This window comes from Sphingomonas arvum (genome assembly GCF_026013565.1).
Taxonomy (GTDB): domain Bacteria; phylum Pseudomonadota; class Alphaproteobacteria; order Sphingomonadales; family Sphingomonadaceae; genus Sphingomicrobium; species Sphingomicrobium arvum.
The window spans coordinates 1,008,029-1,029,627 of the sequence record NZ_JAPDOB010000001.1; the positions used below are offsets into that span (position 1 = coordinate 1,008,029).

Genomic DNA, 21,599 nt, shown 5'->3' on the forward strand with positions numbered 1-21,599 from the left:
TCTCGTGCGGCGCTGCTCAGAGCTTGAAACCGGGGGTGGGAGCGGTCGCGGCGGGCGCTGCGGCGGCGCTGACGCCCGGGCCAGGCACCGGGCCGGTCGGCCGAGGCCCCGACACACCCTTGAAGGTCTGGCCTTCCAGGTTGAGTTCGGGATCGCTCGGCGCGCGATAACCATCCGCCGGGCTGGCGAGCTGACCGGAAACCGGGCGCACCAGGTAGGGCGTAACGATGATCACCAGCTCGGTCTCCTGGCGACGGAAGCTGGTCGAGCGGAACAGGGCGCCAAGCACCGGCAGGTCGCCCAGGAAAGGCGCCTTGCTGACGTCGTTGGTGTTGGTGTTGCGCAGCAGGCCAGCGATCATGAAGGACTGGCCAGAGCCCAGTTCCACCGTGGTCTCGGCCCGACGCGTGGTGAGCGCCGGAACGACGTAGCCGTTCAACCGCACGGACCCTTCGTTGCTGAGTTCGCTGACTTCAGGGCGGACGCGCATGGAGATGCGGCCGTCGGCCAGCACGACGGGCGTGAAGGCTAGGCCGACGCCGTACTGCTTGTACTCGATGCTGAGGGTGCCGAGCGACTGTGACACGGGGATCGGGAACTCGCCGCCCGCCAGGAAGCTGGCGGTTTCGCCGGACAGTGCAGTCAGCGTCGGCTCGGCCAGCAGGGTGACCAGGCCATCCTTGGCGGCGAGGTCGAGCGTGCTCAGTACGTCCAGACCGAACAGCTTGCCGGCCGCGCCCAAGGTGGTTCCAAGGCTGCCGATGTTGAAGCTTTTCGGCACGGCGGGGGTGTTCTGCGTCGCCGGAGTCCCGAAGGTTCCCGGGCTGCCCTGACCGATCCCGAACTGAAAGCCGCTGGTGGCATCACGGGACAGCAGGTTGACGCCGATGCTCTTCAGCAGCGATCGGTTGACCTCGGCAACGCGCACCTTGAGCGCCACCTGCAGCGGCGTGGCGGTACGCAGTCGATTGACGACGCAGATCTTGCACAGGGCACCCGGCTGCGACATGTCGACGCCTGGGTTGAGCTCCGACGTGGCGAGGCGCGCCGCCAGGCTTGCATCCTCGGGGGAGGCCACCGTTCCCGACAGAATGGCGGTCTGGCCAATCGTGGTCACCCGGACGTCGGATTCGGGCATGACCGCTTTCAGCACGTCGTTGACGGTCGGCAGGTTCTGGCTCACCCGGACCTGGGCCCCGTACACCACCGATCCATTGGCGCTGGTCGCGATCACCGTGGCTTCGCCGAAGTCCTTGCCGAACAGGTTCAGCTGCCGCGGCGAGTTGACGAGCACGTCGGCGACCTTCGGGTTGGAGGTCCAGACATTCGCCACATTGCTCGGCAGCGTGATCATCTGCCCTTCACCAACGGACAGCTGCACCTGGCTGGTCGGGCGATAGGTGCCCGAATAGCCGCCCGACTGGGCGTTGGCGGGAGCGGCGCCGGTGAAAGCGACGCCAAGGGAAATCGCGGCGGCGGCCGTGCCGAGCGAGGCTCGGCGCATGAGATTACGAGCGATCATCTTAGCGGGCTCCCACGGGAACAATGGAGACGTCGTTGCCACGAGCGATCCGGACGACGGGGCCGGCCGGAGCGGCGGTTTCGCCGCCGGCCGGCGCGCCGCCGCCGGCGCGATTGATGGCCCCGCTCATGCGGTCGAGAGCGCCGATGGCACGGTCGAACTTCTGATCTTCGGTGCTGGTCTTGGCCGGAACGGTGCGGCGCTGGAAGCGAGACACGTCGCCGCCGGTCGTATAGGTGCTGCCAGCGTCGATCGGCTGGCTGGCGAAGCTGAGCATCAGCTTGCGCTCGTCGGCCGGGGTGGCGTTGGCGGGCAGCTTGACCTGGCCCTCGGCGATTGCTCGCTGGAAATCAGCGGTATTGTCGGCAATCGAGCGGAGCGACAGGGAGATGGTGCCCAAGCTCTGTGCCACGGCGATCTTCTCGGCCAGGCGCGGGGTGGCCTCCACGGTGACCGTGTCGGGCTTCATGATCTGCGGCTTGCCGTCGTCGCCGTTGGCGCTGACCTTCTGGTCGATGGCCAGGATCCGCAGGTTGCGCATGATGGTTTCGGAGACCTTGAGCGGCGGGCCGTCGCCGCCGCCGGCAACCGTCTGCGTCAGGACGAGGTCGACCCGGTCGCCCGGAAAGACAAAGCCGGCGACGCCACCGGTGCGCCCGTCGAGCGGCAGGGTGACGGCGCGCATGCCGGGGGCCAGGGCGGCGGCGAGAAAGCCACGATCCTGCGGGCCGACCAGGTTGCCGCGGGTCAGCGGCTGGCCGGCGGTGATCGGATTGCGCACCACGGTGCCGATCAGCTTGGCCATCGTCGAGTCCGGCTGCCCTTCCTGGTAATAAGCGTTCTGGACGAGTTCGGCCGGCCAGGGCTGGAAGGTGAAGGACTCCGCGTCGACGATCGTACCAACGGCCATTGCCTTCTTGGCGACGAGGATCTTGGGACCCTGCGGCACGGGCGCGGCATGCGCCTCGGGCGCGGATGCGCCGGTGAACATGTTCTTGGCCATGACCGCGGTGACCGCCGCGACCAGCAGCGCACCGATCAGGAGCGCAATCTTCTTCACATCCATGGCGAACCCGCCTCCACTGTCGAGGACTTGCCCCGGAAACAGCGTCAGGGATCAGCCAAATTGGTTAAGATATCGTTGGGCGAGAATCGCGGCCGCCGCGATGGCGATGGCGATGCCATATGGCACCTCAACACGGCCGGCTTTCGCAGCGCGGCGATGGTCAGCCCAGGCAGCCAGGGTCACGGGCGCACCGATGATGGACATGAGAAGAACCAGCCGAAGCATCTCCGGCGGTGCGAACCAGAGGGCAAGTGCCGCCGCCAGCTTGACGTCGCCGCCGCCCATGCCGCCGAGGTAGAACAGGCTGGCGAAGACCAGGAACACGCCGAGCGCCAGGCCGAGCTGCACGGCGGCGCCGGGCCAGGCAGGCAAGCCGACCGACCACCAGTAGAAGGGCGCGAGCGCGGCGATCGTGAGGTTCAGCCGGTTGGCGATGATCCGGGCCCGAAAGTCCGACACGGCGGCCAGCACTAGGAGAACGCCGAGCACGGCGGTGAGCGCAAGGGACGCGACACTGGCGAAAGAGGCGGTCATAAGCGGGAGAGAGCCCTAGACGGAGCCACTTAGCAAACCGTAAGCGCTTGAGCCGTGACGTATGACGTTATCATCGTCGGTGGCGGCATCGCCGGGGCAAGTCTGGGCGCGCAGCTCGCCGCGGACATGAAGGTCCTGATCATTGAGGCGGAGGACCTCTGCGGCCGCCATTCCACCGGCCGGTCGGCCGCCTTCTGGCAGGCGAGCCTGGGCGGCGGCAATCCCGCGGTCGGCCTGAGCCTGCTATCCAAGCCGATGTTCGATGCTGGCTGGCCGGGCGCCGAGACTCCGCTCCTCAAACCCCGGGGGGCTCTTCACCTGACAAGCGCCCGGCGGCACGGGTTCGATCATCTGGACGAGCTTGCACCCGAGTATCGCCCGACCCGGGTCGACCGGGCCAAGGCCGAGCAACACCTGCCCGGGCTACGGGAGCAATGGACCGGCGCCTGGTGGGAACCCACCTGCGCAGACATCGACGTCGCCGCCTTCCACTCGGCCTGCCTGACCGCGGTCCGGCGAGGTGGCGGTGAGGTACTCAATGGGGCGGAATTGCTAGCGGCAAGGAAGCTGGGGGACGGCTGGAGGGTGGAAATCACGGGCGGCGCGCTGTCGTGCGGCCTGCTGGTGAACGCCGCCGGAGCATGGGCGGACGAGGTGGCCCGGAGGGCCGAAGTTGCACCAATCGGCCTCCAGCCACGGCGCCGGACGGTGGTGCAGCTGCGTGTCGGGCGACGGGGGCTCAAGGCCATCCCGTTCGTCACGGACCTTCACCAAAGTTTCTACTTCAAGGGCGAGGCGGACAACAGCGTGTGGGTCTGTCCACTGGATGAAACCCCCGTCGACCCCTGCGATGCCGCTCCGGAAGAGCTGGATGTCGCCGTCGCCATCGAGCGGTTCCAAGGCGCGGTCGACTGGCCCGTCGAAGCGGTAGAGCGAAAATGGGCAGGCCTCAGGACCTTTGCGCCCGACCGAGTCATGGTGTTCGGTGCTGATCCAGAGCAAGACGGCTTCTTCTGGTGCGCAGGACAGGGCGGAATGGGCATTCAGACCGCGCCTGCGGCCTCGCTACTGTGCGCGGAGCTGATCCGGGGTGAGCCGGAGACGGTGGTGGATGCCCTGCCGTTCTCGCCCGCGCGTTTCCATCAACCCCGCTGAGCGTCAGCGGCCGCGCAGGCCAACTGGTCGACCCGCTCGTTCTCCGGATGGCCGGCGTGGCCCTTGACCCACTTCCAGTCGATCCGGTGCGGCTCCGCGGCGGCGCACAGTTCCTGCCACAATTCGGCGTTCTTGACCGGCTTCTTGTCGGAGGTGCGCCAGCCGTTGCGACGCCAGTTGTGGATCCATTTGGTGATCCCGTCGCGCACGTACATGCTGTCGGTGTGCAGCACGACCCTAGCGGGCCGCGTGAGCGCCTGAAGGCCGCGGATGGCGGCGAGCAGTTCCATCCGGTTGTTGGTGGTCAGCTTCTCGCCGCCCGACAGCTCCTTTTCGCGCGCGCCCATGCGCAGCAGCGCGCCCCAGCCGCCCGGTCCCGGATTGCCCTTGCACGCGCCGTCCGTGAACAGGTCGACGCTCGGCAGTTCGTTGAGCGGCTCAGGCAACGAGTTCGCGCGGCAGCTTGAAGGTCAGGCCCTCGGGCACGTGCTCGGCCTCTTCGACGGACAGGATGAAGCGTTCGGAGAGCGCTTCCAGGACTTCCTGGACCAACAGTTCGGGGGCGGAGGCGCCGGCGGTGATGCCGAGCGCGGCCGGCCTGCCGAGCCAATCCCAGTCAATCTCGGGCGCCCGCTGAATTAGGCGTGCGGGCACGCCCTCCCGATCCGCGACCTCGACCAGCCGAACCGAGTTGCTGCTGTTCGGCGCGCCGATCACCAGCATCCGCTCGACCCTTGGCGCGATCGCCTTGACCGCGGCCTGCCGGTTGGAGGTGGCGTAGCAGATGTCCTCGCCGCGCGGCGCCCGGATGGTCGGGAAGCGCGCCTGCATGGCGGCGACGATCTGGGCTGTGTCGTCCACCGACAGGGTGGTCTGCGTGAGGAAGGCAAGGTTGTCCGGGTCGGCCACCTGGAGCTCGGCTACGTCCTCGACCGACTCGACCAGGCTCATGCTGCCGGGCGGGACCTGACCAAAGGTGCCGATGACCTCCGGATGGCCTGCATGGCCAATGAAGATGATGTGCCGCCCGGCCTCGATCATGCGCTGAGCCTGGCGATGGACCTTGCTGACCAGCGGGCAGGTGGCGTCGAGGTAGTCGAGCCCGCGGCCTTGTGCCTCTGCCGGCACCGACTTGGGCACGCCGTGGGCAGAAAAGACCACTGGGACACCATCGGGCACCTCGTTCAATTCCTCTACAAAGATGGCGCCGAGGGCCTTGAGGCGGTCGACCACGAACTTGTTATGGACGATCTCGTGCCGAACGTAGACCGGCTTGCCGTAGCGCTCGAGCGCCAACTCCACGATCTTGATCGCACGGTCGACGCCGGCGCAGAAACCACGGGGCGCGGCAATGATCACCTGGAGCGGAGGTAGCTGTTCGGGAAGTGCCATGACGAGGCGCGATGTAGGCGATCGCTTGCGGGCTTGAAAGGCGCTTCCTATGGAGGCGTTCCCTTTGACCGTGAAAGTTCGCCCGTGAGACTGGCTCTTGTTCCCCTTGCCCTGGTTGCCCTGACGCTCGCCGGCTGCGGCGGCGACCGGCAGCTGGTGCCCGGCGGCGTCTACCTGAAGCGCACGGGCTGCCCACAGGTGGCAATTCCCGGGGCGACGGGCGACATCACCCTGTTCGATCCGGCGGGCAGCATCGCGGCGTCGGCCATCGACGTGTCGGCGACCATCACCAACCTGCGGTCGACCTGCACGCAGGACGCCCAGTATGTCGTGTCCACTGCCACATTCGACGTGGTCGCCACTCGCCGTGATGTGGCCCAGCCTCGTCAGGTGGTGCTGCCGTTCTACTCGGCGGCGGTACAGGGCGGTGCGGCTATCGCGGCCAAGCGGGTCGGTGCAGTGGCGCTGGATTTCGCGGCCGGCTCCTACCGGGCGCAAGGCCGCGGTCAGGCGACGATCCGGGTTGCCCGTTCGGCCGTGACCCTCCCGGCGGACGTCGTCCGCGAGCTCACGCGCGAGCGCAAGCCCGGAGACGCAGACGCGGCGATCGACCCATTGTCCGATCCCAAGATCCGGGATGCGGTGGCCCGCTCGACCTTCGAGCACCTGGTTGGTTTTCAGTTGAGCGAGCAGCAGCTTCGGTACAACGCGACCCGTTAGACGATCTCGGCGGCACCCGGCACGTTGTACGAACCATGACCGGGTCAGCGCGGGGCGCTCAGGACTGGAGCTGACCTGCAGTAACGACCACCGGGCGGGGAGTGCGCTTGCCCTTTCGGCGGCTGGTGAGATGAATGCGGGCGCAGCGGTCGCAGCGATAGGCGCGCAGGTCGAGGCCAGCCACCGCGGCTGCGGCGAGGGCCTGCCCGGGTGAAGAATAGGCGACTTTCCGGCGGCAGATGCTGAGGCGGGTGCGCATGGTCGTGACTGCAGCTCCTGCTACGCGTGGGGCGGAGCAGGACTAGCGCGGCGCCGTCAGAACGGGAACAGGGCGTCGTAGATCTGCTGGCCCCAGCGGGCCTGCTGCGCGGAGGTGAGCTGGCCGCGGCCGCCGTAGAGGACCCGCGCTTCGGCGATCTGCGTGTGCTGGATCGAGTTGTCGCGGGCGACGTCCTGTGGGCGGATCAGGCCGGTGACGACCAGCTCGCGCAGCTCGTTGTTGACGCGCATTTCCTGGCGAGCGCGGATCAGGAGGTTACCGTTGGGGCCGACGTCGGTGACCACGGCGGAAAGGGTGAGGTTGAGCTTTTCCGCGCGGTTGATGCTGCCCGAACCATTGCTGCCAGACTTGCTGTCGCCGCCCACGGACGCGCTGGGCGCCTTGCCGGGGAGGACCCGGTCGATCAATTTGTCGACGCCGAGCAGGGAAGCGAGGCTGGCGATCTCGTTGCCGGTGCGGGTGCGGACGGTGGTGTTGGACAGGCTGGCGCTGTCGTTGACGGCGACCCGCACGATCAGGATGTCGCCTTTCTGATAGGCGCGGTTGTCGCGGAACAGGCCGGAGGCGCCAGCGCGGAAGAGGGAGGCGGTGGGCTCCAGCGCGGCCTCGGTCACAGCTTCGCGCGGAACCGACGGGGCAGGCGCCTGGTCGCTGCGGCCGCTGCTGGCAATACTGGGTTCCAGCGCCGGGGCGGGCACTTCGGTGGGTTTGCTGAAGCGGGGGGCGCGGCCAACGCTGGTGACGGTGTTGGCGACGGCGCAGCCGGTCAGGGCGAGGGCGGCGGCAATGACGAGGAGGTGGCGCATGGGTGACTCCTGTGGGTGTCCCTCGACTTCGCTCGGGACGAGCGGGTTCTTACGGGGTCGCCAGGGTGACGGTGCCGACGGCAATAACGGTGCCGTCGAGGGTGCGCGTGGTGGCGCTGGCTACGACCCGGACGGAGTCTCCGCTGCGGCCGTCGCCAAGCGCGCGGCCGGCGGCGGTGATGCGCAGGTTGCCGCTGGCGATCACCAACGTCACCGGCTCGCCGCGTTTTACCAGGCGGGGCTCGGCGACGTCGTTGGCGCGGACCAGGGTGCCGGCGGGCAGGCGGCGGAGCGCTTCCTGGCCGAGAATCTGATCCGGCCGGGCGAGCGGCGGCAGCGGGCCAGCGCGCTCCTCCAGCACGAAGTCGGCGGCGCTAAGGATGTCGCCGCGCTGTACGTCGTGGGCAAGGACCGGGATTTCGGCCAGGGCGAGCAGGGCGAGCGCCAGCATCAGCGCAGCTGCGTCGAGGTGGCGAGCATCTCGTCCACTGTCTTCACCACGCGGCTATTCATCTCGTAGGCGCGCTGGGCGGTGATGAGGGAGGTGATCTCCGCCACCGGATTGACGTTGGACGCTTCGAGGAAACCCTGCTTCAGGGTGCCGAGACCGGGGTCGCCCGGGGCGGCGACGTTGGGCTGGCCGGAGGCGGAGGTGGCGAGGAACAGATTGCCGCCCTGCGCCTCCAGCCCGGCATCGTTGACGAAGGTGGCGAGCTGGAGCTGGCCGACGTCCTGCATGTCGGCCTGGCCGTCGAGCTTGACCTGAACCTGACCGGTCGGGCTGATCGTCACGTCCACGGCTTCGGGCGGGATCGTAATGCCGGGCTGGACCGGATAGCCGTCGGCAGTGACCAGCTCGCCCTGGTCGGAGAGCTGGAAGGAGCCGGCACGGGTGTACCCGGTCTCGCCGCTCGGCATGGTGACCTGGAACCAGCCCTGGCCCTGGATAGCCACGTCGTAGCGGTTGGAGGTAGTGGTGAGCGCGCCCTGTTCGGCGATGCGGTAAACGCCGCCGGTCTTCACGCCGGCGCCGATCTGGATACCGGACGGGGACTTGGCCTCTCCGCCCGTGTTGGCGCCCGGCCGCTGCACCTGCTGGTAGAGCAGGTCCTGGAATTCGGCCCGCTGGCGGCGGTAGGCCGTTGTGTTCATGTTGGCGATGTTGTTGGAGATGACGTCGACGTTGGTCTGCTGGGCAAGCATTCCGGTGGCGGCGATGGACAGGCTGCGCATGGTGCGGGACTCCTGGGGTTAGTTGCGGAAAGAGCCGAGGCGGTCGATGGCGCGCTTGCGCAGGTCGGCGATGTCGGCGCTCAATTTCTGGCTAGTCTGGTATGCAGCCATGACCTTGGACAGCTCGTGGCTGGCCTCATTTCCCTGGGCGAGCAGGCGCAGGCCTTCCTCGCGCCGTCCGGCATTGATATCCGCCAGCCCTTCCCGGAGCAGCCCGTATACTTCGTTGATCCGGGTCGTGAGATTGGCGGTATGCTGCGTGATGGTCTGGTCGAGCTTGGCGGCACTGGCGAGCGCATCGATCGCACCATCGCGGGACTGGGTAACCTCCAGCGATGCTTCCCGCATCTCGCCCGGCGAAGTGTAGAGCGCGGCGGCATAAGCGCTCTGCACCATCTCGGTAACGAAGCGATTGCTGCGCACCAGCCGGACGGTCGAGGGAAACTCCACGTTCGTCAGTTGGCTATATTCGTCGTCGATCTGGCTGGTCTTGTAGGCGTAGTAACCCGACACGCCCAGCGCGACTAAGCCCAGCGCAAGGATGGCGGACAGGATCTTCGGCATGATCCTGGTGTTCTCCAATAATCTCTTCATCGCTCCTGCCCTTGTTGCATGAGGGTGGCGCGCGGGCCCTAAGCGCGCCGCGACGTCGTCAGCATTATAGGAGAGGGCGGACCGGCTCCGGTCCGGAGAGTGGCTAAGTGGCGCCGACGGTGGGGCTGGCGAGCAAGTCGCGGTCGAGGAATTGCCCGCCTGCCTCGTTGCCGAGACTCCATTGAATGCGGGCGTGGACGGTCCGCCCCTTGTCCAAGCGAAGGGTCACGAGATCGCCGGCCTGGAGGTCGTCGGAATGCTCGATCCGGAACCCGGACGCGGACAAGTCACGGATGACCACCTGGGTCTCGTGCCCGTCCGCCGCGATAAGCATCACGAGGAACTCGACGTCGACTCGCGGTGCCCGACTCATGCAGCTTCGCAACTACTCAACAACGGGTTAACCATTCTCGGGTTGATGGCGAGTTGCCGGTATCGACGCAACCCTGGCGGGCGCTGCCGGCGCGGGTCGACCGGCCGGGGCCACACGCCAAATGACGTTCGCGAGATCGTCAGCAACGATCAGGGCGCCGCGCGGATCGAGCGTCACGCCGACTGGGCGACCAAAGGTCTTGCCGTCGCCCCCCTGAAAGCCGGTGACGAAGTCTATGGGCGGGCCGGACGGCCGACCGCCGCTAAACGGCACGAATACAACCTTGTAGCCGGCCGGGGTGCGGCGGTTCCAGCTGCCGTGCTCGCCAACGAAGACTCCGTTGGCGAAGCGCGCGCCCATGACTCCGCTGGAGAAGGTCAGACCGAGCGCGGCGACGTGGGAGCCGAGGGCGTAGTCGGGGGCGACGGCCTTGGCGAGCATGTCCTCGCGGTACGGCTGGACGCGACGGTCGGGATGGCGGCCCCAATAAGCGTAGGGCCAGCCGTAGAAGGCGCCTTCCCGGATGGAGGTCAGGTAGTCGGGCACCAGGTTGGGGCCGATCTCGTCACGCTCCTGGACAACCGCGAACAGCTGGCCGGTTCCAGGCTGGAAGGCGAGCGCGGTCGGGTTGCGCGTGCCGGTCGCGAACGGTCGGCTGGCGCCGGTTTGCGCGTCGATCTGCCAGATCATCGCCCGGTTCTCCTCTGCCTCCATGCCGGCCTCGCCGATGTTGCTGTTGGAGCCGATACCCACATAGAGGAAGCGCCCATCGGGGCTGGCCGCCAGCGACTTGGTCCAATGATGATTGAGCTTGGATGGTAGCGCGGTAACAACCGCCGGCGGGCCGCTCGCGCGGGTCTGTCCTGGTTGGTAGTCGAAGCGCACCAGGGCGTCCTGGTTGGCAACGAACAAGCGGTTGCCGATTAGTGCAAGGCCGTAGGGCGCATTGAGATGGTCGGCAAAGACGGTCCGCCCCTCGTAGACTCCATCGCCATCGGCATCGCGCAGCAGCGTCAGGCGGTTGCCAGCCTTGGCCGAACTGGTGCCACGCTCCTTGAGCACGCCGGCAAAGAAATCCTTGGGCCGCATAATGTGCCCATCCTGGCCACCTTTGCCCTCTGCAATCAGGATGTCGCCATTAGGCAGGACCAAGGTCTGGCGCGGGATGCCGAGGCCTGTGGCGATAGCCGTCACGGTGTAGCCCTGCGGCACTGTCGGGCGATTGGCGCCCCAGCCGTTCTTGGCCGGATCAGCAATCTTCATGGTGGGCAGCAGTCCGCGGTGCGGTTCGGGTAGGGTCGGGCTGGGCCCGGTCTGCGGCAAGGTCGGGTCCTGACCTCCGCAGGCGGTGAGCAGCGCGCAGGACAGCAGCATGGTGGCAAGGTGGGCGCGGGTCATCGGGCAGCTCCCGAACGAATGGTGGAGAAGCCGAGCCAGGTTGCGGCCAGCACGAGCAGGAAAACGATCACGTCGAGCACCAGCGCCTCGGGCATCGGCGCGTTTGCGTCCTTGGTGTGCACGAAGGCGGCGATCAGCCCCAGGATGAAGGCGACCAGGAGGAGCAGCACGAACAGCGCGGACCCGCGATCGCGAGGGACGTCAGCGCGGAAAATGTCGATCAGCGCCCATAGGGTAGCGAACCCGAGGAACACCATTCCGCCGGCATTCAGCCAGGCCGCGAAGTTGATCCACTGGACGTAGAAGGATTTGGCGTAAGTCCAGTCGCTGAGCCAGGCGCCGAGAAACAGCGACAGGCTGCAGGCGAGCAGGACAGCGGGAACGGGATGGAGTGTCCGGCGGACCGGCAGGGTAGTGGCCAAGAGCGGTCCCCTTTTGCTGGGAGGCGCGGGAAGTCGCCCGCGGTTAACGGGAGCAATGCCGCAGCGGCAGGTCGGTTCCCCGGCCCGGAACGGTGGCCGCCTGTCCCGGGTTAATCGAGCGGGAAGCGAGGAGATTGGAAATGCCAGCCAAGTCGAACGCCCAGCAGCAGGCGGCCGGCATCGCCCTGTCCGTCAAGGAAGGCGAGGCGCCAAGGAGCAGCCTCAAGGGCGCGAGCAAGAGCATGTTCGAGTCAATGTCGGAGGCCGAGCTGAAGAAGATGGCGTCGACCAGCAGAAAGGGTAAACCGAGCCACGTGGGCGACTAGTCTGCGACCCTCATCCAGCGGTCGTGCAGCAGCCCACCAAGCGCAACCAGTACCGCGAGTGGGATCGTGTTGGGACCCGAATACATGGCGAGGAAGTGGCCGATCGGCAGCCAGCAGCCGAGCCACACGATTAGAATCAGGCTGGTACGCCGGCCCTGGCCGATCCACCAGGCGGCGGGCACCAGCAGTAACAGGCTGTCGTAGGTCAGGAGATAGGGTGAGACCAGCAGGGTGGCGGCCGCGAGCACCGGCACCTTCTCCCGCCAGTCCTGCGCCCAAGCGAGCGCGGTAACGCCCACCGCGAAGGCAGCGAAGGCAAGCTGCACGGCCATGCCGGCCGCCAGTGATCCGCCGAAATAGCGGACAAACGCGTAGGGCGTGGCAAACTCATCCCACGGCCAGCCATTCCCGCGCAACCACCCGGTGTAGACCGGCATCAGTTGGAGAAAGCCGCGGTAGGTGGCGGTGCCGAACACCACCCAGGCCGCCAGCAGCGCGACGCCCGCGCTGAGCAGGGCACCCGGAATCGCGGCCCATCGCCGACCCGCCAGCACCGCCACCGGCAGCAGAAGCGCGAGTTGCGGCTTGATCACCATCAGGCCCAAGATCAGGCCGCCGACAAATGGTCGCTCAGACAAGCGGCGCAGGCCGGCGAGCAGGATGGCGGCAACCACGAACGAGCTCTGCCCTAGCAGGTAGGTCATCAGCACGGCGGGCTGGGACATGACAAAGGGCGTAGGCGCGTACGACTTGGCAACCCGCCAGTAGAGAATGGCGGTGACCGCCACCCACAAGGCGAACGCCGGGACGTACGGGGCTAGGCTGAAGGGGGTGACTGCGAACAGGAAGGGCGGCGGATAGGGGAATGGCATATTGCCGTCGAGCGGGCCGACCAGCGATTCCTGCAAGGCGCGGTGCTGCCACAGGTCGTAGGCGAGCGGGGCCTTGCCGCCGAGCACGAAGTGGCCCGCCGCCCAGAAGCTCAGATAATCGCTGAGGAAGTTCTCCCGGGCGTTCCAGCTGAGCGCGAGCAGGCCGATGCCGACGAACAGCAGGGCGAACCCGACCGCCGCGGTGCGGAGCAGCGGCGGCCGCCGCTCCGTCAGCGCCGGGCTTGCAACTTGTGCGGCCTCCATCTGCGTCCCCCCAGCCCCGTTGTGACGCGCCCGGCGACCAGCTGCAAGCGGCTCGTTACGCAACCGCAATTCTGGGAACGCAAGCCGCCGCCGTCCGGTTTACGATGCAGTAAGCAGTAGCGAACTAGGGAGGGCGACGAGCAGAGGAAGGCAGCGGAAAAGCGATGATCTGGAGCCGTCTCAGCCAGCGTTACGAAGCGAAGGCGGCGGCCGTCCTGGCGACGCTGGAAACCCGCTTCGACCGCTTCCTGATCGGCTGGCTCTTGCTGGCCGGACTTGCCGCCACCGCCCGCGTCGCCACCAGCCCGCCAATCCATGGCCCGGTGCTGGGCAGCGTGCTTCCCTACATCCTGCTGGTGTTCGCGCCGGTTGTTTCCGTTCTGCTGGCACGGCGCTGGTTCGCGGACGGCGATCGGCAGCCGCAGCCCGAGCATCGCCTGGCGCGCGTCGGGCAGTGGCGTGACGTTGGGCGGGCCGAGGCGCGCTGCCATCCGCTGTACGGGACCAAGGGCATCATGGTCTCGCTGCTGGTCGGCATCCTGCTCAACATCCCGGTGCGGGCGATGGAATATCTGGGCTCGATCCCGGCCATTTCCGGCCCAGTGCCCACCTGGCTGCTGGTGCTGCATACGACCATGAGCCTCGACGTGGTGCTGCTGACCAGCCTTTATGCGGTGGCGTTCGTCGCCGCGCTGCACCGGGTGCCGCTGTTCCCGCGGCTGCTGGCGGCGATCTGGGGGGTCGACCTGCTGATGCAGCTGGTCGCCGCCAGGCTGATCGGAGCCACCCCAGGGCTGCCGGCAACGGTGGCCGCGCCGCTGCACGACATGTTGCACGGCAATGTGACCAAGGTCCTGATCAGCATCGGCGTGTGGCTGCCCTACCTGCTGCTGTCGAAGCGGGTGAACGTCACCTACCGGAGCCGAGTCGCGGCCTGACGGCCCGAGTCGCAGTCCGGGCGCCCTGATTCGCGTTCAGAATGTTGAGAAAACGACCGTTTTCCCGCCACACGGACGCAAAAACGTCCGGTAATGAGACAATTCCAAAGTACTAGACCCTTGCTCGCTCGCGCGCGAAAACGCTGCTGAGACAGGAACTTACGGCCAATTTCCGCCAACCCGTCGTATAACGCGGATTTAATCCGATTGGTTGACAGTCCATTAACATGGCAGCAGCTTTCCCCCAGCTGAGTGGCTTGGGGGCTCACCCAACGGTGGCCGTAACCTGCTGAATTCGCGGGCGGTCGAAGTTGTTCCCTGATCCTCACGGCGCTCACTGGCCAACCCGGACTGGGCCGGCGGCCGAGCTGAACAAAGGGGTAGGAACATGAACACTTTCATCTCGATGCTGAAGGACGAGTCGGGCGCGTCGGCGGCCGAATATGCGCTGATCCTGGCGATCGTCGGCACCGGCATCGCCGTTGCCTCCGTGGCGCTGGGCGGTTCGATCAAGAACGCCATGACCAAGGCTGCGGACTGCATCGCCAACCCGCCAGCTGCCAGCGCGACGACCTGCGGCGCCGTCAAGTAAGCCAGTCGGGACGAGGAGATCGACATGAACACCTTCATCAACATGCTGCGTGACGAGAGCGGCGCTTCGGCGGCCGAATATGCGCTGATCCTCGCGATCGTGGGTACCGGCATCGCCGTTGCCTCCGTGGCGCTGGGCGGTTCGATCAAGAACGCCATGACCAAGGCCGCAGACTGCATCGCCAACCCGCCGACGGCGACTGCTGCCGGCACCACCTGCGGCGAGATCAAGTAAGCTTGAATGGCGGGGTCGCCACGCTAGGCGGCCCCGCCATCTTGATTAATCGTTACGAGTAAGTCACATTCTCGCGGGGTAAATCGCGGAAGGGGGGGCGCGTCATGAGACGGCAGACGCTTATCGCACTGGGGATCGCGATCTTCGCGGGTCTGATCGCCGTCTACTTGGCCAATACTTTCCTGACCGCCACCGAAGAGCGGAACAATAAGAAGATGACGCCCGTGGCCGTAGCCGCGGTGCCGTTGCAGTACGGGGCGCAGCTGACGCCCGACAAGATCAAGTTCGTCGAATATCCGGCGTCGGCCATTCCGGCCGGAAGCTTCACGAACGCGGCCGAGTTGATCCCGGCCAATGCGCGCCGGGTCGCACTGCGGCCGATGGCGATCAACGAACCCATCATGGCCGACAAGGTCACCGGCAAGGGGCAGGGCGCCTCCATCGCCGCGCTGCTGGCCGACGGCAAGCGCGCGGTGTCCGTGCGGATCGACGATGTGTCGGGCGTGGCCGGCTTCGTCCAGCCCAACGATGCGGTGGACGTGCTGATCACCCGCTCGCTGCCGAGCGCCAACAATGGCCAGGTCACCGACGTGCTGCTGCAGAACGTCCGGGTGCTGGCGACCGACCAGCAGGCCGACAATCCGGAGGGCAAGCCAAGCGTGGCGCGGACCGCCACGCTGGAGGTCGATCCGCTCGACGCCCAGAAGCTCGCGCTGGCCCAGCAGGCCGGCTCGCTGAGCCTGGTGCTGCGCAAGCCCGGCGCCGAGCAGCAGCTGACCGCGGTGCAGACGGTCAACCTCAATGACCTGCGTTACGGCTACACCCATGCGCCCGGCTGGCAGCCCGTGGCGCAGGCCCGGCCCGTGCGCCGGGTGTCGGCGCCGGTGCGCCGGCCCGCGCCGCGCCCGGTCGCGGCCGCAACGCCGGCGCCGCCGCTTGGCACCAATGTCGAAGTCGTCCGGGGGACGAAGGGCGACACTTACACAGTGGGGGATTATGCTGGCTAATTTCAGGAGCGGGGCGGCCGTACTGGCCGCAGCCTTGGCCGCCACGGCGGTTCCCACGAGCGCGGCCGCGCAGGCCGGGGCAGTCAGCGTCGCTGACGGGGTCCATGCCGGCGAGCTGGCAGTGCCCGTCAACAAGAGCCAGGTGATCCGGTCGGACCGGGCCTACAGCCGGGCACTGATCGGTAATCCGGAGGTGGCCGACGTGCTGCCGCTGACCGACCGGTCGCTGTACGTGCTGGGCAAGAAGACCGGCACCACCAGCCTCACGCTTTACGACCGCGCCAACGGCCTGATCGCCGTCATGGACGTAGTTGTCGGGCCCGACGTGACCGGCCTCAAGCGCCAGCTGTCGGAAGTGATGCCGAGCGACCAGATCGGCGCGCGGATGAGCAACGACAGCATCGTGCTTGACGGCGTGGTGTCGAGCGCCGCCGCTGCGGACCGCGCGGTGCAGCTGGCCGAGACCTACGCGCCGGGCAAGGTCGTCAACATGATGTCGCTGGGATCGGCCCAGCAGGTCATGCTGGAAGTCCGCTTCTCCGAAGTGAAGCGGTCGGCGCTGAAGCAGATTGGCGTCGGCACCTTTATCCAGGGCGGCGGCAACAACGGCTTCGCCGGCGCGATCGGCGGCGGGGCCAGCCTGACGCCGGGAGCGCCGACCACCATCAATGTTGGTGGTGTGACGACCACCGTGCCGGGCGCGCCGCTGCTGCAGCTCGGCTCCATTGTCGACAGCTTCGGCATCCTGTCGCGCACGTTCCGGATCCTGGGCGGCAACTTCGAAGCGACGCTCGACGCGCTGGAGCGCAAGGGGGCGATCACCACGCTGGCCGAGCCGACGCTGGTCAGCCTGTCGGGCGAGACCGCAAGCTTCCTGGCGGGCGGCGAGTTCCCCGTGCCGGTGGTGCAGAACAGCGGCGGCAACGGCGGCGGTGGCAACACCGGCACCTTCACGGTGGAATGGAAGCCGTTCGGCGTGAGCCTGGCGTTCACGCCGACCGTGCTGGCGGACGGGGTCATCAACCTGGTGGTCGCGCCGGAAGTGAGCTCCATCGACCCGACCGCGTCCATCGTCATCAACAACCTGCGCATCCCCGGGCTGCAGACCCGGCGGGCGCGGACCACGGTGGAGCTGCGCGACGGCGAGAGCTTCGCCATGGCCGGGCTGCTTCGGCAGGACTTCCAGAGCACGGTGCGGCAGTTCCCGGGGCTTGGGTCGATCCCGATCATCGGCGCGCTGTTCCGCTCGAACGGCTTCCAGAAGGACGAGACGGAGCTGGTGATCATCGTCACGCCGCGCCTGGTGCGTCCGGTGCGCGCGGGAGCGTTGAAGCTGCCGACCGACACGGCCAAGCAGCCGAACGACGCCGACTTCTTCCTGAACGGCCGGACGGACACGGGCGTACCGCTGGTGCCGGGCCTGTCCCGCGGCGCGCCGCGCGCAGCACCGCCACCGCCGCCACCGCCGACCACTCCGGTTGGAGCGGCGACGGGATCGGCCGCGCGCGGTCCCATCGGTCTCGAGAAGGAGTATGGGCATGTCCTCTAAGCTGCGGGTCGCCCTGCTCTGTGCGGTTGCCGGAATGCCGGCAGCCTGCGCCACGCCGAACGAGGCGGCGCCGAACATCGGCGCCGACTTCGGCGAAGCGACCAAATACAATGCCGCGCTCCAGACGATCGATCCGGATCCGGTCTATCCTGCGGACGCAAGCCAGCCGGGCACCCGCGCCGACACGGGCACGGCCGCGGTGAAGCGCATGCGCACCGATAACGTGAAGCAGCCGCAAATCATGACCACCGGGTCGAGCTCGGGGCCGCGCTAGGGAATGGAGGTGAGCCGTGACGCGCTGGGGATCACTCGTTCGTAACCAGGACGGAGCCGTCGCACCGACGGTTGCCATGTCCTTGTTCGCGTTGATCGCAGCCGGCGGCATCGCCTTCGACTATGCGCGGTTGGCGGCGCTCGACACGGAGTTGCAGCAGGCCGCGGATCAGGCGGCGCTGGCCGCAGCGACGCAGCTGGACGGAAGCGATGGCTCCACAACGCGGGCGGTTGCCGCGGCGCAGAAGCTACTGTCGAACGAGACCCGCTTCGCCAACGATTCCGGCGGAATTGCGGTCGCGACCGGTGAGGATGGGAGCAAGGGCGGCAAGGCCTTCGCTCGGGTAACCTTTTATACCACCAAGGCCAACGCCGAGGCCGATAGCAGCGGTTACGGTGCGGGCACCGCTGCGGATGCCACTGCCAAATTCGTGAAGGTGGAAGTGACAGGGCGTGAAGCGGTTTACGCGTTCACGCCGATCGTGGGCGCCTTCCGGTCCGGGATCATCGACGCGGCGGCAACCGCGGGCATGGGTTCGGCGATCTGCAAAGTCCCGCCGTTGATGATCTGCAATCCCAAGCCGGGTACCACGTTCGATCCTGACTCGTACAAGGGCGTCGGGATCCAGGTCACCGGCCACGGCAACGACAAGAGCGGAACGGGGGCGGCGAACGTGGCCTGGGGACCGGGCGATTTCGGCTTCCTGGATGTGGGCGCGGGATCGAACGCAGAGCTGGTCCAGGCGCTCGCCTTTCAGGATCTGAACCTGGATTGCTACCAGACCGATACCGGTCAGGTAACCACGGGCAATCCGCAGGCGCTTTACGATGCGATCAACACGCGGTTCGACCTTTACGATTTCGCAGGGGGCAAGGGGACCACGTTGGGCGATTGCTTCAACGGGAAGTGTCCGGCGGCCCTCAATACCGTCAAGGACGTGTTCAAGGACGATACGACCACCACCGGCAATAGCTGCAAGATCACCACCAATAATCAGGGATGGTATCTGCTGTCGCCTCCGAACGATTTCGCGCCGATCGCCTACGATCCGGGACAAACGGACGACACCCGCCTTGATACGGTCATCAAGGGCATGGGGCTGCCGAAGGATAATTGCCATTATCTGAGCTACAGCCGCTCGTGCGCCAACGTGAACGGAACGCTGGGCAAGGCCAACGAGACCAACAAGATCGGGGACGGCAAGTGGGCCCGGAAGGATTATTTCGATACCTACCACCCGTCCTTGGTGCCAACTAACTGGAAGACGATCACGCGGTACGAGACGTACCTGTGGGAACTCACCAACAAGAACATGCCATACGGGTCGGCAACGACTGTGGGTAACGCCAAACAATATGGCAAGCCGCTGTGCTCATCGGGAACCATTACGCCGGGCACCGACCGCCGCGTGTTGTCCGTGGCTGTGGTGGAGAACTGCTCGGCCCTGAGCGGCTCGTCGCGCAAGGTGACGATCGGCGCCTGGGCCGACATGTTTCTAGTCGAACCCACAATCGAGGGACGCGGCAACGGTTCGCTGAAGGACTCCATTTACATGGAGGTGATCGGCAAGACCAAGGGAACGGGGACGGCGTCGCAGACCGCACAGACGGTGCGCCGCGACGTGCCCTACCTGGTGCGCTGATGCAGCTCCGCGCGATCATCCCCGACCGACGCGGCGGCGCAGCCGTCGAGTTCGCTTTATGCGTTCCAATCCTGTCCGCCATCCTGTTCGGTTCGATCGAACTCGGCAGCTATTTCTACAACGAGCATATTCTGGTGAAGGCCGTGCGGGACGGCGCCCGGTTCGCGGCGCGGCAGGACATCTCGACCTATTCGGCGAAGTGCGGCAGCACCACGGCGTCGGACCTCGGCACGATCTACACCAATACCAGAACCATCGTGCAGAAGGGTGTACTCAGCGGCGGGGCAGAGCGGATGCCCGGCTGGACCGACGACGGTTTTTCCATGTCGGTCGACTGCACGAAGATGGCCGGCAGCACCACCCTCGGGGGCTTCTACGGGAACGTGAAGGACACCGCCGGCAACGTGGTCGGCGCCCCGCGCGTAACCGTGGCGGCAACGGTCAACTACCCGACCATCTTCGCCACATTGGGCCTGGCGGGCGGTTCCTATTCGCTCAAGGCACAGCAGCAGGCAGCGGTGATCGGATGGTGACGCTCCTCAACTTTCTTCGCGACGAGCAGGGCGCGAGTGCCGCCGAGTTCGCGCTGGTGCTGACGCCCTTGCTCATCTTCATCTTCGGCATCATCGACGCCGGGCGCTACGTGTGGACCGTCAATCAATCGGAGAAGGCCACCCAGGTGGGCGCGCGCATGTTGGCGGTGACCAACCCATTGGCGAAGGAGCTCACAAGCACGTCGTACGTCGGCAAGACGGTGGGTGGTGTTGTCCTCACACAGGGCGACCGCATACCGGCGGCGGCGCTCGGCGTAATCCGCTGCACGTCCACCGCGTGCACGTGCAAGACGGCCCCTTGTCCGGCGGATCCTTTGACCTTCGAAGATACCGAGTTGTTCAGCAAAGTCCTGATGCCGCGCATGCAGTCGATCCGGCCCGAAATCACCGCCTCGAATGTAGTGGTGGAATATCGCGGCTCCGGCCTGGGCTTCGCCGGCGATCCGAACGGCACGGACATCGAGCCGCTGGTCACAGTGAAGCTGGTTGCCGACAGCAGCAAGCAGGACAATGGCATGGCGTTTCCGCTGCTCACGACGATGGCTTTCGCGAGCCTGAAATTGCCGCAAGTCTCAACCACTCTCCCGGCAGAAGATCTGTCGGGCACCACCAGCTTCTGAGGGACGAGCAGTGAGCGTCATGGATCAGCCTAATGTCGGCTCCACCTTCCGCCCGCAGGGTATCGAGGCAGGAGTGCACCTCTATCTCAGCAGTGCCGAGGGCGATATCGGTGCGCTGTTCGGGCAGCGGGTGTGCGGGCTGCCGATCACCTTGTCGCTGTGCCCGGTGACAGAGTGGATAGACGCGGCCGACGTGGCGGCCTCGGCAGTGGCGGTGGTGCAGGTGGACGCGGACAGTCCGGCGTCGATCAAGCGGTTCGAAAAATTGGCTGAGATGAGCCGGACGCCGCTGATCGCCGCGACCTACGAGCCGCCGTTGGCGCTGGTCCGGTCGTTGCTGAAGAGCGGGGCGCACGATGTGGTGCCGCTGCCACTCACGTTGGAAGAGCTGGAAGCCTCCGTGACCCAGGTCAGGGCCGAACCGGAGGTGCAGGCTGCGACTACTACGCCGGCGCGAACCGCGCACGGAAAGCTGGTGCTGTTCATCAAGAGCCGGGGCGGTATCGGTGCAACCGCAATCGCCAGCCAGCTCGCCTGCCGCTACGCCGCCGCCGAAGCGCGGGCTCACCGCGAAGCTTGCCTGATCGACCTGGACATCCAGTTTGGCGATGCGGCGTTCCAGTTGGGCCTGCACCCGCGCCTGTCGGTGTGCGACCTGGTGGAAGCGGGCGCGCGCCTGGACGGGCAACTGCTGCGGTCCGTGGCCGCGGTCCACCCGAGCGGCCTAAATGTTGTCGCCGCGCCTGGTCAGCTGATGCCGCTGGATGCGGTGAGCAGCGACCAGGTGATCGCCGTGATCGACCGTGCCACCCGCGAGTTCGGGACCGTGTTCGTGGACTTGCCGGCGAACTGGACCAACTGGTCGCTGTCGCTGATCGCGCGAGCCGACAAGATTTTGCTGGTGACCGAGCTGAGCGTCGCTGCCCTGAACCGCGCGCGGCGCCAACTGGACCTGCTGAGTGAGCAGGACCTTGGCAAAGTGCCCTTGCAGCTGGTGGTCAATCGGAACGTCCGCAAGCTGTTGGGCGGAGGGTCGGCGATCAAGCTGGCCGACGTCGAGCAGGCGCTGGGCCGGGCGGTGGATTTCACCGTGACGGACGACCCCGAGGTGCTGGCCGCGGCGATCGAGCGCGGCGTGCCGCTCGACGAGATCCGCCGCAAGAGCGCGATCGGCAAGGACCTGGACACCATCAGTGCGGCGCTGGCCGCTGACTTCGGATTGGAGCGCTAAG

General features: G+C 66.8%; 27 protein-coding genes. 13 read left to right on the forward strand and 14 right to left on the reverse strand.

What is annotated here, in order from left to right; all coding sequences use genetic code 11:
• Window positions 1-16: 16 nt before the first annotated feature.
• Genes OMW55_RS04945 through OMW55_RS04955 form a run of 3 tightly spaced genes read right to left on the reverse strand, consistent with a single transcriptional unit; the run spans window position 17 to window position 3,122 of the window.
• Entirely contained in the window at window positions 17-1,522 is a 1,506-nt protein-coding gene (locus OMW55_RS04945; protein WP_264881281.1) for a type II and III secretion system protein family protein, read from the reverse strand.
• Window position 1,523: 1 nt separating this feature from the next.
• Window positions 1,524-2,588, reverse strand: a complete 1,065-nt coding sequence (cpaB, locus tag OMW55_RS04950; protein WP_264881283.1) for a Flp pilus assembly protein CpaB — start codon at window positions 2,586-2,588, stop codon at window positions 1,524-1,526.
• A 51-nt stretch (window positions 2,589-2,639) separates the two neighbouring features.
• Complete coding sequence (locus OMW55_RS04955) at window positions 2,640-3,122, reverse strand: A24 family peptidase (RefSeq protein WP_264881284.1); 483 nt, start codon at window positions 3,120-3,122, stop codon at window positions 2,640-2,642.
• Between the two features lie 54 nt (window positions 3,123-3,176).
• On the opposite strand from OMW55_RS04955, the gene OMW55_RS04960 reads away from it, so the two are divergent.
• A complete protein-coding gene (locus OMW55_RS04960; RefSeq protein ID WP_264881285.1) occupies window positions 3,177-4,277 on the forward strand; it encodes an NAD(P)/FAD-dependent oxidoreductase in 1,101 nt (366 codons plus the stop codon).
• Here the strand turns inward: OMW55_RS04960 and rnhA are convergent.
• Window positions 4,265-4,723, reverse strand: a complete 459-nt coding sequence (gene rnhA / locus OMW55_RS04965; RefSeq protein ID WP_264881286.1) for a ribonuclease HI — start codon at window positions 4,721-4,723, stop codon at window positions 4,265-4,267. The two genes, OMW55_RS04960 and rnhA, sit on opposite strands and share 13 nt — an antisense overlap.
• On the reverse strand, window positions 4,716-5,669 hold the full coding sequence (gene ispH, locus OMW55_RS04970) for a 4-hydroxy-3-methylbut-2-enyl diphosphate reductase (protein WP_264881288.1): 954 nt from the start codon (window positions 5,667-5,669) through the stop codon (window positions 4,716-4,718). The genes rnhA and ispH overlap by 8 nt, the downstream gene beginning before the upstream one ends.
• An 84-nt stretch (window positions 5,670-5,753) precedes the next feature.
• Between ispH and OMW55_RS04975 the strand changes: the two genes are divergently transcribed.
• Entirely contained in the window at window positions 5,754-6,389 is a 636-nt protein-coding gene (locus OMW55_RS04975) for a hypothetical protein (RefSeq protein WP_264881289.1), read from the forward strand.
• A gap of 58 nt (window positions 6,390-6,447) precedes the next feature.
• Here the strand turns inward: OMW55_RS04975 and OMW55_RS04980 are convergent, their stop codons facing one another.
• The 8 genes from OMW55_RS04980 to OMW55_RS05015 all read right to left on the reverse strand — a co-directional run bounded on the left by OMW55_RS04980 (window position 6,448) and on the right by OMW55_RS05015 (window position 11,495).
• The gene (locus OMW55_RS04980; RefSeq protein ID WP_264881291.1) at window positions 6,448-6,648 is read right to left on the reverse strand and encodes a hypothetical protein; all 201 of its coding nucleotides are present in this window, start codon (window positions 6,646-6,648) and stop codon (window positions 6,448-6,450) included.
• 56 nt (window positions 6,649-6,704) lie between these two features.
• Window positions 6,705-7,475 carry a flagellar basal body L-ring protein FlgH gene (locus OMW55_RS04985; protein WP_264881293.1) on the reverse strand — a complete coding sequence of 257 codons (771 nt, stop codon included), beginning with the start codon at window positions 7,473-7,475 and terminating at the stop codon, window positions 6,705-6,707.
• 49 nt (window positions 7,476-7,524) lie between these two features.
• On the reverse strand, window positions 7,525-7,926 hold the full coding sequence (gene flgA, locus OMW55_RS04990) for a flagellar basal body P-ring formation chaperone FlgA (RefSeq protein ID WP_264881295.1): 402 nt from the start codon (window positions 7,924-7,926) through the stop codon (window positions 7,525-7,527).
• The gene (gene flgG, locus OMW55_RS04995) at window positions 7,926-8,708 is read right to left on the reverse strand and encodes a flagellar basal-body rod protein FlgG (protein WP_264881297.1); all 783 of its coding nucleotides are present in this window, start codon (window positions 8,706-8,708) and stop codon (window positions 7,926-7,928) included. The genes flgA and flgG overlap by 1 nt, the downstream gene beginning before the upstream one ends.
• An 18-nt stretch (window positions 8,709-8,726) precedes the next feature.
• Complete coding sequence (locus tag OMW55_RS05000) at window positions 8,727-9,302, reverse strand: hypothetical protein (RefSeq protein ID WP_264881299.1); 576 nt, start codon at window positions 9,300-9,302, stop codon at window positions 8,727-8,729.
• Between the two features lie 103 nt (window positions 9,303-9,405).
• Entirely contained in the window at window positions 9,406-9,675 is a 270-nt protein-coding gene (locus tag OMW55_RS05005) for a PilZ domain-containing protein (RefSeq protein WP_264881300.1), read from the reverse strand.
• Between the two features lie 27 nt (window positions 9,676-9,702).
• Complete coding sequence (locus OMW55_RS05010; RefSeq protein ID WP_264881302.1) at window positions 9,703-11,073, reverse strand: PQQ-dependent sugar dehydrogenase; 1,371 nt, start codon at window positions 11,071-11,073, stop codon at window positions 9,703-9,705.
• Window positions 11,070-11,495: a hypothetical protein gene (locus tag OMW55_RS05015; RefSeq protein WP_264881304.1), complete on the reverse strand. Its 426-nt coding sequence runs from the start codon at window positions 11,493-11,495 to the stop codon at window positions 11,070-11,072. Before OMW55_RS05015 ends, OMW55_RS05010 begins: the two co-directional genes overlap by 4 nt.
• 140 nt (window positions 11,496-11,635) lie before the next feature.
• Between OMW55_RS05015 and OMW55_RS05020 the strand changes: the two genes are divergently transcribed.
• Window positions 11,636-11,821 (forward strand): DUF3008 family protein, encoded by a 186-nt coding sequence (locus OMW55_RS05020; protein ID WP_264881306.1) that lies wholly within the window; start codon window positions 11,636-11,638, stop codon window positions 11,819-11,821.
• Here OMW55_RS05020 and OMW55_RS05025 read toward each other — a convergent pair.
• Window positions 11,818-12,957, reverse strand: a complete 1,140-nt coding sequence (locus tag OMW55_RS05025) for a glycosyltransferase family 87 protein (RefSeq protein WP_264881307.1) — start codon at window positions 12,955-12,957, stop codon at window positions 11,818-11,820. The two genes, OMW55_RS05020 and OMW55_RS05025, sit on opposite strands and share 4 nt — an antisense overlap.
• A 164-nt stretch (window positions 12,958-13,121) precedes the next feature.
• On the opposite strand from OMW55_RS05025, the gene OMW55_RS05030 reads away from it, so the two are divergent.
• From OMW55_RS05030 to OMW55_RS05075, 10 genes are all read left to right on the forward strand, one after another.
• Window positions 13,122-13,895 (forward strand): DUF2569 domain-containing protein, encoded by a 774-nt coding sequence (locus OMW55_RS05030; protein WP_264881308.1) that lies wholly within the window; start codon window positions 13,122-13,124, stop codon window positions 13,893-13,895.
• A gap of 388 nt (window positions 13,896-14,283) precedes the next feature.
• Window positions 14,284-14,487: a Flp family type IVb pilin gene (locus OMW55_RS05035; protein ID WP_264881310.1), complete on the forward strand. Its 204-nt coding sequence runs from the start codon at window positions 14,284-14,286 to the stop codon at window positions 14,485-14,487.
• 24 nt (window positions 14,488-14,511) lie between these two features.
• Window positions 14,512-14,721 (forward strand): Flp family type IVb pilin, encoded by a 210-nt coding sequence (locus OMW55_RS05040; RefSeq protein ID WP_264881312.1) that lies wholly within the window; start codon window positions 14,512-14,514, stop codon window positions 14,719-14,721.
• 104 nt (window positions 14,722-14,825) lie between these two features.
• Window positions 14,826-15,728, forward strand: a complete 903-nt coding sequence (cpaB, locus tag OMW55_RS05045; RefSeq protein WP_264881314.1) for a Flp pilus assembly protein CpaB — start codon at window positions 14,826-14,828, stop codon at window positions 15,726-15,728.
• Window positions 15,718-17,277: a type II and III secretion system protein family protein gene (locus OMW55_RS05050; protein WP_264881315.1), complete on the forward strand. Its 1,560-nt coding sequence runs from the start codon at window positions 15,718-15,720 to the stop codon at window positions 17,275-17,277. The genes cpaB (OMW55_RS05045) and OMW55_RS05050 overlap by 11 nt, the downstream gene beginning before the upstream one ends.
• Window positions 17,267-17,551, forward strand: a complete 285-nt coding sequence (locus tag OMW55_RS05055; protein WP_264881316.1) for a hypothetical protein — start codon at window positions 17,267-17,269, stop codon at window positions 17,549-17,551. The genes OMW55_RS05050 and OMW55_RS05055 overlap by 11 nt, the downstream gene beginning before the upstream one ends.
• A gap of 16 nt (window positions 17,552-17,567) precedes the next feature.
• Complete coding sequence (locus OMW55_RS05060) at window positions 17,568-19,193, forward strand: pilus assembly protein TadG-related protein (protein WP_264881318.1); 1,626 nt, start codon at window positions 17,568-17,570, stop codon at window positions 19,191-19,193.
• Window positions 19,193-19,726 (forward strand): TadE/TadG family type IV pilus assembly protein, encoded by a 534-nt coding sequence (locus tag OMW55_RS05065; protein WP_264881320.1) that lies wholly within the window; start codon window positions 19,193-19,195, stop codon window positions 19,724-19,726. Before OMW55_RS05060 ends, OMW55_RS05065 begins: the two co-directional genes overlap by 1 nt.
• Complete coding sequence (locus tag OMW55_RS05070; protein ID WP_264881322.1) at window positions 19,720-20,367, forward strand: TadE/TadG family type IV pilus assembly protein; 648 nt, start codon at window positions 19,720-19,722, stop codon at window positions 20,365-20,367. Before OMW55_RS05065 ends, OMW55_RS05070 begins: the two co-directional genes overlap by 7 nt.
• A gap of 19 nt (window positions 20,368-20,386) precedes the next feature.
• Window positions 20,387-21,598, forward strand: coding sequence for an AAA family ATPase (locus OMW55_RS05075; RefSeq protein ID WP_264881323.1), 1,212 nt, complete (start codon window positions 20,387-20,389; stop codon window positions 21,596-21,598).
• The last annotated feature ends 1 nt before the right edge of the window (window position 21,599 follow it).